The following is an 11,698-nucleotide window of genomic DNA, read 5'->3' as shown; positions in this document are numbered from 1 at the left end:
CGATTATGCGAGCTATTTTAAGCGTATCCGATAAGACCGGACTGACTGATTTCGCCGGCGAACTGGCGGGCCTGGGCTGGGAGATATTCTCCACCGGCGGCACCAAAAAAGCGCTGGCCGGAGCCGAGGTGCCGGTCCGCAGCATATCCGACATCACCGGATTCCCGGAAATACTTGACGGGCGGGTCAAGACACTGCATCCCATGGTACACGGCGGCCTGCTGGCCCGGCGCGACAAGCCGGAGCACCTGGCGGAACTGGAGAAGAACAGCATCACCCCCATTGACATGGTGGTGGTTAACCTGTACCCCTTTGTCCAGACCGTGTCCAAACCCGGGGTCAGCCAGGAAGACGCGCTGGAAAACATTGACATCGGCGGGCCAACCATGATCCGCGCCTCTGCCAAAAACTTCCCCGGCGTCATCATCGTCACCGACCCGGCGGACTACGGACTGGTACTCGAGAAACTTAAAAGCGGCGGGCTGTCAGACCAGGACCGCCGTATGCTGGCCCAGAAAGCCTTCCAGCATACCGCCATGTACGACACCGCCATCGCCCAGTACCTGTGGCAGGACAGCGAGGGATTCCCGGACAACATGACCGTTGCCCTGAAAAAGAAATACGGGCTGCGCTATGGTGAGAACCCCCACCAGGCAGCGGCCTTCTACGCCGAGCAGCGGGTGGGCAGCGACATTGATTCCGGCATCACCGGCGCCGAACAGCTCTGGGGCAAGGCGCTTTCGTACAACAACATCCTGGATGCCGACGCCGCCTGGGGCGCTGCTACCGACTACGCGGCGCCGACTGTATCCATCATCAAGCATACCAACGCCTGCGGCCTGGCCAGTCATGACAACGTGGCCGAGGCCTACCGCCGCGCCTTTGCCGGCGACCCGGTTTCGGCGTTCGGCGGTATTGTGGCTGTCAACCGGACGCTGACCGCCGAAATGGCGGAGGCTATGAGGGGTACTTTTTATGAAATATCGATTGCTCCAGATTACGAAGAGGCGGCACTGGAAATCCTCAAAAAGCGCAAGGACCTGCGCATCCTGAAAGCCGCGCTGCCGGAGGCTGGCGCCCAGGTACCGCCGGTGTACCGACGGGTCAAGGGCGGCATGCTGGTTCAGCAGGCGGATGCCCTGCAGGAGGATTCGGTTACCCTGAACACGGTTACCCGCCGCGCCCCTACTGATGAAGAAACCGCCGACCTGCTGTTTGCCTGGCGGGCTGTCAAGCATATCAAGTCCAACGCCATTGTGCTGGTCAAGGACAAGATGATCCTGGGGATGGGCGCCGGACAGCCCAACCGGGTGACCAGTGTAGACATTGCGGTCAAGCGGGCCGGTGAAAAATCCAGGGGAAGCGTCATGGCCTCAGACGCCATGTTCCCCTTCAACGACTCCGTCCTTCAGGCGGCGGCGGCCGGAGTTACCGCCATCATCCAGCCCGGAGGGTCCATCCGGGACGAGGACTCCATCAAGGCGGCTGACGAACATAATATTGCCATGGTGTTCACCGGCACCCGGCACTTTCTGCACTAGCAATATCTAAATTTTAGATAATATCAAATGACCAAATATCAAAAAGATGAGACTGCAGAACGCCGGGGCAAGTTTGCTCCCTCCGAGGCTGTACTACACGGCGACTCGGCTGACGTCTATTTCCACCGCACCATTGACGTTCTGCGAAAAGAAGACCTTGACCCCCCTGCCGTCATGGAAGTCTTTCCCAACGGCGACGGCGTGCTGTGCGGTATGGACGAAACACTGGCGCTGCTGGAACGCGTACTGCCAACGAATGACCGAGAGGTTTGGGCGCTGGACGAGGGGGAAGATGTCAGCTCCAAGGAAGTGGCGCTCAGGATTAAAGCCCCTTACCGCAGCTACGGACTTTACGAGACCGCCGTGTGCGGTATCCTGGCCTCCGCTACCGGCTGGGCCACCGCCGCCAGGCAGTGCGCCGAAGCGGCGGGCGACATTCCCTGCATCAGCTTCGGGGCGCGCCATGTCCACCCCCTGGTGGCCGGACGGATGGATTACTCGGCTATCATCGGCGGATGCAAAGGCTGTTCCAGTGTCCAGGGGGCAAGACTGGCCGGCATTGAGCCTTCCGGTACCATGCCTCACGCCCTGGTTATTGTCATGGGCGATACCATACAAGCCACTCTGGCTTTTGACCGGCATATAGACCCGGCTGTGTCCAGGGTGGCCCTGGTGGACACCTTCAAGGACGAGGCCGAGGAGAGCCTGCGGGTAGCTGGAGCACTGGGTGACACGCTCAAGGCGGTCAGGCTGGACACTCCGGTGGAGCGCGGGCGGGTAACGGCAGAGCTGGTGAAAGAAGTCCGCGCGCGGCTTGACCAGGTCGGACATGCCGGAGTAGGCATCTTCGTTTCCGGCGGCATAACCCCGGAGCGCATTCGTTATTTCCTGGACAGCGGCGCGCCGGTGACCGGCTTCGGTATCGGCAGTTATATTTCCGGAGCGCACCCCATCGACTATACCGCCGACATACACGAAGTGGACGCCAAACCGGTTGCCAAGCGCGGTCGGATTCCGGGGATTACCGCGAACCCACGGCTTAAGCAGGTTTTGTAAGCAGGCCGGAAAGCGCGCCTATCAATCAATTATCATCCATAAATCAACTCTTTTCTGCGCTTGACACTTCCCGTAATTTCTGATTATACTGATTTATCTGATTTTACAGAGGTTATCATGGCACAAGAAAAAATCACCGAAAACTCATGCTGTGACACCGGAGAATGCTGCCGGGTTGAAGCGGTGGTCACTATAGACAGCCGCGGGCAGGTAGTCCTGCCCAAGGAAGTCCGCCACAGCATGGGAATAAACGCCGGCGAAAAAATGGCGCTGGTGACGCTCAACAGGGGCGGTCAGCCGTGCTGCCTGGTAATGATGAAAACCGAAAAACTGGCCAGGGGCGCCGGGGAATTTCTCAGCCCGATACTGCAGGAAATCTAAACAGGAGACACCATGAAAGACACTGAAATTAAGAGTTATGTCAAAGAACGTTACGGCGGGATCGCCCGCTCCGGCGGAGGCTGCGGCTGCGGTTCGGGGTGCTGCGGTACCTCACCGGACACCATCGCCAAAGTCATAGGCTATTCGGAAGAGGACCTAGCGGCGGCGCCGGATGGCGCCAACCTCGGCCTGGGCTGCGGCAACCCTACCGCCATAGCCAGCCTGAAACCGGGTGAGACGGTACTCGACCTGGGTTCCGGCGCTGGATTCGACGCCTTCCTGGCGGCTCGCCAGGTCGGCCCGAGCGGAAAAGTGATCGGAGTGGACATGACACCGGATATGCTGTCAAGGTCCCGGGCCAACGCCGTGGCCGGCGGGGTTACTAACGTTGAATTCCGTCAGGGAGAAATTGAAGACCTGCCGGTGAGCGACAATACCGTGGACAGCGTTATATCCAACTGCGTCATCAACCTCTCACCCGACAAGCCGAAGGTTTTCGCCGAATCCTTCAGGGTGCTCAAACCCGGCGGCCGCATTGCCGTTTCAGACATTGTGCTGACCGAATCCCTGCCCGACTATATCCGCGATTCCGCGGCGGCATATACCGCCTGCGTCGCCGGAGCCGTCCTCAAGGAAGAATACCTGGGGGCGATAAAAGCGGCGGGGTTAGAAAATATTGCGGTGCTGGGCGAAAACGTCTTTGACCTGGATTTCCTGGAGATGGCCCCGGAACTGATGCGGAATACGGCAGCAAAGGGACTGACCGAAAAGGAGTTAGAGCGCATTTCGGAAACCATCGTCAGTATCAGGGTTTCAGCGGTCAAACCCGGAGGATAAAGCCCGGATTTCAAATCTGACAGAATTCCAGCTTCAGCACCCTGGCTGTCTCTGCCGTCACCTTTACCCGCTCGTCCAGCCGACAGCCTGCTACCCAGACAACCTGTCCGTTGCTGACTACAACGGGGATTCTTGACCGCCAGAGCCGCGGCACCTTGGCGTCAATAAAGAAATCCTTTAGCTTTTTCGAGCGAGCCATTCCCAGCGGCTGGAAGCGGTCACCATCGCGGCGGCCGCGGACGCAAAGTTCATCGCCGGTGCGGTCAAAATCCATGAACTGCAGCATTCCACCGGACTTCTCCAGGTCCGGGGGGATATGCTCCATCTTTTCGATAATTTCGGCGCTAACCCGCCAACCAGAAAATTCGGTCTCACCGGGAATATTAAGCCGGAATTCCCCCTCCAGGTCCGGCAGCGGAGCCGTGACCGAAAGGTCCCTGCCCAGCAGTAGCTCCTGATAACCGGCAGCGCAGACCAGCCCGTCAGGCAGGTTTACCGCCCGCCCGGCGGCGCCGGCGGCAATATCCATCATTTCTTCTATATGAACAGACTCGATGTCCTTTGGGCTGCCCAGCGCCTGGCTCAACAGCCTTTGCAGCACTACCCGCCGCAGCGCCGGATGCAGCTGCAGCAGCCCGGCCCGATCAGCCGTCCAGACACCGGAGGAGAACCGGGTCAAGCGATCAGCGGCGCGCCCGGCTTCCCCGGCAATAAAGTCCAGGTCGTCCGCGGCCAGGCGCGACAGTCGAGCAATAGCTTCATCGATCCGGGAATTGAAGTCGCGGCGGATTTCCGGCAGCAGTTTCAGTCGGATACGGTTGCGGGTTGGCGTCAAGGAATCATTTGAAAGGTCAGTGCGGAAGCCTATCCTGTTTACCCGACAATAATTCTCCACCTCAGCCCTTGTAAGGCTAATCAGGGGCCGGAAAATCTTGAGGCACTCAATGCGCTTGTAGCGCAGATTAACAACCTCTTTGAGCCCTACAAGGCCGGAGAGACCACTGCCGCGGAGCAGGTGGAGCATAACAGTTTCCACGTGGTCCGATCCGGTATGGGCAACAGCCACGGCGGCGCCGAGCTTGGCCGCGACTTCAGACAAAAACTGGTACCTGACCTCACGGGCAGCCTCTTCCAGGGTAAGATGGTAACGGCGCTGGTGGCTGAGTACATCGCGTTTTTCAATAATGACCGGCAGTTCCAGGTCTTGCGCCATCTCCAGAACAAACCCGGCATCAGCGTCAGACTGCTCACCCCGGAGCCCGTGGTCCAGGTGAGCCACATGGATTTCTATACCCAGTTCTTCGCGGTATTTATGTAATATGTAAAGCAGACAGACTGAATCAGCCCCTCCGGAAACCGCAGCCACCACCCGGTCACCCTTGGACAACATCCCTTGACAGCGGATCTGATTGAGAACCCTTTTTTCTAATAAATAAATTTGATTTGTCATCAACAGAGATTATAACAGAGTCCGGGAACAGCCGGACCAAAATATCTAAGGATTGCCGGGCGATACCGAGCGGCAGCTTTTGAGCCGCTTTACCACGGCAGGCTGTCTACCTGGAAACAGGCTTCATTAAAAGTCACCAATTTGGCCGCGTTACCATCAACTTGAATAATTGTTAGAGAGCCGGTATTCATCCGAAACCTGCTGATAGCTTGCGGCGGCAGCTCCAGCACCCGGCAGACCAGGCTCAGGATGGTAAAATAATGACTGACAATCAGAACTTCACCGTCCGGAAAACGGGATGCCAACCCCTGGACAACCCGCCAGACCCGCTCCCGCACATCGGTCAGCGATTCACCGCCGGGCAGGCGCGGCAAATCATCGGAAGTCACCTCGGTAAGCAACCGGCCCAGGCTGCCGCCGAATTCGCTGGCCAAGACCCCTTCCAATTCCCCGGCATCGATCTCCCGCAGGTCTCGGTCTAATTCTATTTTCACCGCCCCGTGCTCTCGGGCAATGGCTTCCGCGGTAGCCCGGGCGCGTTTCAACGGGCTGGACACAATGGCTTCCAGTTTTTCCGAAGCCAGCCGACCCGCCAGGCATTTAACCTGTCTCAACCCGGTTTCATTGAGCGGTGTATCGGAACCACCTCCCTGGACACGCTTGTGGCGGTTCCAGTCAGTTTCGGCATGACGGGCAATGAATAATTTGGTCACCGCAGTTTACTCTTCCTCATAATTAAAGACTAAATATAATATTTCAGCCGGCCAAATTCAATTTGAGCCGCTGTTCCTTGCCGCAAACCGTTCAGCCATATCAACCCGGTCGGCATAGCTCGGATGGTCCTGACCCAGACGTTCAATTAAACTTGATGGTCGCGCCTCGGCTAAATTCTGGTCAGTAAGCCGGGACATAGCGGAGATAAAGACTTCCGGTTCGGCGGTCAGCTCAAGTGCGTAGTTATCCGCGGCTTGCTCCAACCGACGGCTGAACCAGGCCAGGAGCGGCAGGGCGGGCAGACCGGCGATGAGAAAGCTGGCCGCCAGCAGCGGCAGTCCTGCCGGGTCAGTTAAGTTGACATAACTATAATACGGCATGGTATTTTCAAACAGCCAGGCAGCAACACCGAAGGAGCCGATCAGTACCGCCGCCTGAAAGGCATATAAACGCCAGACGTCATGATGGCGCTGGTGGGCCAGCTCATGGGCCATGACCACTTCTATTTCCGCTGCTGAGTATTGTTCCAGCAGCGTGTCAGAAATGGCGATTCGCTTGGTGCCGCCCAGACCCATGACTGCCGCATTAGCCCGAGATGTTTTTGCAGCGAATTCGATGACATAAATACCACCCACCCTGACGCCGGTTTGTGCCGCCAGCCCTTCCAGGCGGGCTTTCATCTCACCATCTTCCATTGGACTCATCCGGAAAAACAGCGGTATGAGCAAAACCGGGGCCAGCACCGTCAGTATCAGGGTGGTCAGCATAAGCCCGGCCCAGGAGTAAAGCCACCACCATTCCGGGGACCAGAGCATCAGTCCATACACCGCAGCTACCACTGCGACCATAAATACAATACCTATGGACAGCGACTTGATATAGTCCCCGATCCAACCACCTATATTCTGCCGGGATAGTCCGTACTGCCGCGGCAGCTTCAGTCCGCTGATATAACTCAAAGGCAGAGTAAGCAGTTCATAAGCCAGAAGCAATACGACAGCGTAAATTATTACCGCGGGAACAGTGGATGACGGCAGCATTTCCGCAAGTTTCGCTGATAGCGGGCTGAAAAGCAGAAGCCCCAGCAATACAGCGGTCAGGGTAAATTCAAATACACCCAATAACCGCCGTCGTCCGGCGTACTCGGCAGCTTTCTTCTGGCGTTCAGCGTCCAAGGCGCTCATTACTTATCTAAGCCAGGACCAGCCGGGTACGGTGAATCAGCCGGGGCGGTTCTTTAAAACCCAGAGCCAGGGCTATCTGCTCCGGCCGTCCGGACCCGGAAGGGTCATTTTTTAAGCGCATGAATAAATCCGCTTCACTTTCCAGAATTTGAACAGGGTGAATGCCGTCTATCTGTGCCCGCAAGTCATAAGTCTTGGTAGCTTTATCCCGCCGGTGACTCCAGTCCAGGCTGGACAACGACAACAACTGTGCCACCGCCTGCTCAATTTCAGCTGCCGAACGATCAAGCGGCAGCCTGACCCGGTATTCAGCGAAGCGCACCAGTGACTGCAAAGAAGGCGCCTCCAGCGGCATAACCACCGCCGCCCCGATACCAAGTCCGTCAGGCAGCTGTGCCCGCATTAAGCCCTGTACCTGCGGCAGTGATGGGGGATTATCCAGCCAGATTTCCATCAGCTCCGCTTCTGAAGTCCAGCCGACAGCCAGCGGCGCGGCGACCGCCAGACGGGGATGGGCATTGAAACCCTCGGAATAAGCCATGTCCAGTCCGGCACGGCGAAAGACCCGCGGCCATAGACGCATCATATCCAGATGGGAAATATACTTGAGTTTTTCACCGCGGCTGTAACAAAAGCGGATACGTTTTATCAAATTCAAATCCAATAACAATTAATCTTTAAGTAGAAAAGGATGAAGTAAACAACGGCACTTCAGGAGCCAGTCTTTGAAGCAGAATCCTGACTGGCTGAGACCGGCGGCTGCTGACCAGGCTCTCCTGCGGGAGGCATCAAGCGCTTTTCCCGGGTAATGAGCACTTCCTCGATTTTCTTGCCGCGCATCCGGGTTATGACCAGTTTAAGGCCGTTGTATCTCAAAACCTGGCCCTGGCGGGGAATTAAACCCAAACGCTTGAGTATAAAACCGGCAATGGTTTCATATTCATCATCTTCCGGCAATTCAATACCTATCTGCTCATTAGCCTCGTCGATGCGCATGCCGCCGTCAACCTGGAAAGTGTTTTCATTTATGGACTCGAAGTCTTTTTCAGCGCTGGCCAGCTCATCGCCCACCGGGCCGACAATTTCTTCCATCAGCCGGGACAGCGATACCACACCCGCAGTACCGCCATATTCATCAACAATCACGGACATTCGAAAATTCTTATCACGCATTTCATTAAACAACTCGCCGATCGGCTTGGTTTCCGGGGCAAAGTAAGTCGGACGTACCAAATCGTTGATGGGCTCATCGAGTCCAATTTCACCCTTGGCCTGAGCCATCAACACGTCTTTAACCGAAAGGATGCCGATGACATTGTCCATATTTTCTTCATATACCGGAAAACGTGACATGGGTGATTTTTCGTACAATTCAAAAAATTCTTTCAATAGAGTATCTTTCTCCAGAGCCACCACTTCCGGGCGAGGAACCAGCACCTCAAACACCGGGCGCTCCCGGAAATCCAGCACCGCGTGCAGCATCTCCGCTTCGTCTTTTTCCACCGTGCCCTCTTTATGACCGACATCAATCATGGAGCGAATCTCTTCCTCGTTGAAGAGAGAGTGGTGGTAGGTCTGCCCGCCGCCGAACAGTTTCATAAAAGCTGAAGCGATCCAGGAAAGAACGGTTACAAACGGCGTAAACAGCCAGGCAAGAAAAGTGATCGGCCGAGAATATAAAACTGCCATTTTCTCGGCATGCCGGGTTGCCGCGGTTTTAGGGGTCACTTCGCCGAAGATAAGCAGGATTATGGTTAGACCGATAGTGGCAATCAATACGCCGTTCTGTTCGCCGAAAACGGAAATTGCCAGTACGGTAGCCAGAGCGGAAGCGGCAACATTGACGAAATTATTGCCCAATAGCACCGTAGACAACAATCGTTCCGGCTTTTCTTTCAATTCAGCCACCAGATACGCGCCTTTAACCTTATTCTCCACCATGGCCTGCAGGCGGTAACGCGACAGAGAGATAAAGGCCGTCTCTGAACTGGAGAAAAACATGGAGAGGAGAAGACACAGGATAAGAAGAATCAGATATACTGTTTCTATTGACATAATGCTAATTCAAGGCCATTCTATATACCGAGAATGATAATACCATCTTTGTAGATATGATACCATAACTCATAAGAATTTACAGCGCTTTTACGGACGTTAAACCCTCCAGCGCTATCAGCAAATCCGCGGCAACAGTTCTCCGGAAAGCATATCCAGCACCCGGCGCGCTCCCAGCGCGGTTCTCAGTACCACTTTCCCCGGACGTTCGGCGGAAACCTCTCCGATGGCAACAGCTTCAGTTCCATAAGGATTGCTCCGCATCGCCTGCAGCACCGCGTCGGCATCTTCTCGGGCAACTATGGCCAACATCTTGCCTTCATTGGCAACATACAGCGGATCAAAACCGAGCAATTCACAGGCGGTACGCACCGCGTCTTTAACCGGTATCAGTGTCTCATCTATGGTAATGCCGACCTGTGACTGGACAGCGATTTCATTCAAGGTGGTCGCCAGGCCACCGCGGGTGGGGTCACGCAGTACACGAATGTTCCTGGACGCCCGGAGCAAGGCGGCAATCATACCGTTCAGCGGCGCGCAGTCACTGGCCACCGGAACCTGGAAACTGAATCCCTCCCGCTGAGCCATAATCGCCATACCGTGGTCACCCAGGCTTCCGCTTAACATAACTATATCACCCGGGCGGGCATTATGCCCGGATATATCCAATCCACCCGGTATAACCCCAATACCGGCGGTGTTTATAAAAAGCTTATCCGCCTTACCACGATTGACAACCTTGGTATCCCCGGTCACAATACGAACCCCGGCCTCAGCGGCAGCTGCTCTTATACTCTGGACAACCCTGGACAATTCCTCAATTGGAAGCCCTTCTTCAATGATCATGGCCAGGCTGAGATATTGGGGTACCGCCCCGGAGGTGGCCAAATCATTGACTGTACCGCAGACAGCCAATTTGCCGATATCACCGCCGGGGAAAAAAAGCGGACTTACCACGTAGCTGTCAGTAGTAAAGGCTACACGGCCGTCGCCGACCACTAAACTAGCCGCATCATCCAGGCGATTCAATTCTTCATTGGCAAGCTCTTCAACAAAAAGACTGCGAACCAGATTCTGGCTCAGTTTGCCGCCGGAACCATGGGCCAGCAGCACTTGCTCGGTTTTATCCAAATAGTCCTCCGAATAGCGCTAAATAGTTTCCGCGAAGTGATAATAGGCCGCGCACGACCCCTCACTGGATACCATGCACGGGCCGACCGGGTTTTCCGGAGTGCATACCCTGCGAAATAGTGAACAATCCTCCGGGGTCTTCACGGCGCGGATGACCTCGCCGCAAAGACAACCCGCCGGTTCCCTCGATGGGAGTGTGAGCTTTATGTCAAATTCTTTATCCGCATCATAAGCAGCAAACTCACGGCGAATTTTCAAGCCGCTGCCGGGAATATCTCCGATGCCGCGCCAATTTGCCGTTGCCTGTTCAAAAACCTGATTCAGCATGCGCAGCGCCACCTGATTGCCTTCATTTTTCACCGCCCGGCTGTAAGGCGTTTCCACTTTAGGTGTCCCGGATTCAATCTGCTCCACAATCATACTGACGCATTGCAGCACGTCCAAAGGCTCAAATCCGGAAACAGCACAGGCAATACTGTAATCCTCGGGAATAAAATTCCAGGCATCCGCTCCCACGATGGCTGAAACATGTCCCGGACAGATAATACCCTGGATTTTAACCTCTCCAGAGTCCAGTAATATTTTAGTAACTGGCGGAGTCACCTTATGTAAAGATTTTACAAAGAAATTAGGCAGCTTTTCAGCTGCCGCCTGAAGAACCGCAGCAGCAATAGTCGGCGCGGTGGTTTCAAATCCGATGCCGATGAAAACCACTTTCTTGTCCGGATTCCGCCTGGCGATATCCAGCGCATCCAGGGTGGAATAAACGGTCCTGATGTCGGCCCCGGCGGCTCTCGCCCGATCCAGGGAGGAATAGCTGGCCGGAACCTTGACCAGGTCACCAAAAGTGGTGATAATCACCCCCGGTATTTCAGCCAGTGCCAGCACTTCGTCGAGGTCAGCACTGGAGGTAACGCAGACCGGACACCCGGGACCGGAAAGAAGTTTTAAATGGGCAGGCAGCAGTTCCCGAAGCCCATAGCGAAATATGGCTACAGTATGCCCCCCGCAGAACTCCATTATATTGGCCGGAGTTATGGACCTGCGCCTGATATTTTCAAGGAGCTTTTCAGCAAGAGCGGAATCACGGAATCCCTGGTTAAAATTCATGTGTTCTCCGGTATCATCTCCATCTCTTTAAACAGCTTGAGCGTTTCCAAGGCGTCCGCTTCATCCAAAACCTGTATGGCGAAGCCGGTATGCAGTAAAATATAATCGCCAACCTTGGCTTCAGGCACCATCATCAAACTGGCGCGGACAGTAGTGCCCGCCATATCAGCTTCCGCGACATCTCCTTGAATATTTTTAATCTGAGCCGGTACTGCTAGACACATCCTTTACCTCCATTC

Annotated in this window: 12 protein-coding genes; 4 read left to right on the top strand and 8 right to left on the bottom strand. The window is 55.5% G+C overall.

The genetic code is table 11. The annotated features are described in order from the left end of the window. Positions 1-5 precede the first annotated feature (5 nt). The 4 genes from purH to ACZ48S_RS00615 all read left to right on the top strand — a co-directional run bounded on the left by purH (position 6) and on the right by ACZ48S_RS00615 (position 3,815). Entirely contained in the window at positions 6-1,541 is a 1,536-nt protein-coding gene (gene purH / locus ACZ48S_RS00630) for a bifunctional phosphoribosylaminoimidazolecarboxamide formyltransferase/IMP cyclohydrolase (RefSeq protein ID WP_464213051.1), read from the top strand. Positions 1,542-1,568: 27 nt separating this feature from the next. Next, complete coding sequence (locus tag ACZ48S_RS00625) at positions 1,569-2,597, top strand: nicotinate phosphoribosyltransferase (RefSeq protein ID WP_464213049.1); 1,029 nt, start codon at positions 1,569-1,571, stop codon at positions 2,595-2,597. 117 nt (positions 2,598-2,714) lie between these two features. Then, on the top strand, positions 2,715-2,978 hold the full coding sequence (gene hgcC, locus ACZ48S_RS00620; protein WP_464213047.1) for an HgcAB-associated protein HgcC: 264 nt from the start codon (positions 2,715-2,717) through the stop codon (positions 2,976-2,978). Between the two features lie 12 nt (positions 2,979-2,990). Continuing rightward, positions 2,991-3,815 (top strand): arsenite methyltransferase, encoded by an 825-nt coding sequence (locus ACZ48S_RS00615; RefSeq protein ID WP_464213045.1) that lies wholly within the window; start codon positions 2,991-2,993, stop codon positions 3,813-3,815. Positions 3,816-3,825: 10 nt separating this feature from the next. On the opposite strand, the gene tilS is transcribed toward ACZ48S_RS00615, so the two are convergent. The 8 genes from tilS to ACZ48S_RS00575 form a co-directional block, all read right to left on the bottom strand. Then, positions 3,826-5,205: a tRNA lysidine(34) synthetase TilS gene (gene tilS, locus ACZ48S_RS00610; RefSeq protein ID WP_464213043.1), complete on the bottom strand. Its 1,380-nt coding sequence runs from the start codon at positions 5,203-5,205 to the stop codon at positions 3,826-3,828. 149 nt (positions 5,206-5,354) lie between these two features. Continuing rightward, positions 5,355-5,978, bottom strand: a complete 624-nt coding sequence (locus ACZ48S_RS00605; protein ID WP_464213041.1) for a histidine phosphatase family protein — start codon at positions 5,976-5,978, stop codon at positions 5,355-5,357. Positions 5,979-6,035: 57 nt separating this feature from the next. Next, a complete protein-coding gene (locus ACZ48S_RS00600; RefSeq protein ID WP_464213039.1) occupies positions 6,036-7,163 on the bottom strand; it encodes a M48 family metallopeptidase in 1,128 nt (375 codons plus the stop codon). A gap of 7 nt (positions 7,164-7,170) precedes the next feature. Next, the gene (locus tag ACZ48S_RS00595; RefSeq protein WP_464213037.1) at positions 7,171-7,815 is read right to left on the bottom strand and encodes a TIGR03936 family radical SAM-associated protein; all 645 of its coding nucleotides are present in this window, start codon (positions 7,813-7,815) and stop codon (positions 7,171-7,173) included. A gap of 59 nt (positions 7,816-7,874) precedes the next feature. Next, the gene (locus ACZ48S_RS00590) at positions 7,875-9,218 is read right to left on the bottom strand and encodes an HlyC/CorC family transporter (protein ID WP_464213035.1); all 1,344 of its coding nucleotides are present in this window, start codon (positions 9,216-9,218) and stop codon (positions 7,875-7,877) included. Between the two features lie 117 nt (positions 9,219-9,335). Next, complete coding sequence (gene hypE, locus ACZ48S_RS00585) at positions 9,336-10,349, bottom strand: hydrogenase expression/formation protein HypE (RefSeq protein ID WP_464213033.1); 1,014 nt, start codon at positions 10,347-10,349, stop codon at positions 9,336-9,338. Between the two features lie 18 nt (positions 10,350-10,367). Further along, the gene (hypD, locus tag ACZ48S_RS00580; RefSeq protein ID WP_464213031.1) at positions 10,368-11,459 is read right to left on the bottom strand and encodes a hydrogenase formation protein HypD; all 1,092 of its coding nucleotides are present in this window, start codon (positions 11,457-11,459) and stop codon (positions 10,368-10,370) included. Continuing rightward, positions 11,456-11,683: a HypC/HybG/HupF family hydrogenase formation chaperone gene (locus ACZ48S_RS00575; RefSeq protein ID WP_464213029.1), complete on the bottom strand. Its 228-nt coding sequence runs from the start codon at positions 11,681-11,683 to the stop codon at positions 11,456-11,458. Before ACZ48S_RS00575 ends, hypD begins: the two co-directional genes overlap by 4 nt. Between the last annotated feature and the right edge of the window lie 15 nt (positions 11,684-11,698).

The sequence above is a fragment of the Dehalogenimonas sp. NIT-SK1 genome, from assembly GCF_055384165.1.
The sequence above is the reverse complement of the archived record's forward strand: the minus strand, read 5'-3'. Positions and strand labels throughout refer to the sequence as shown.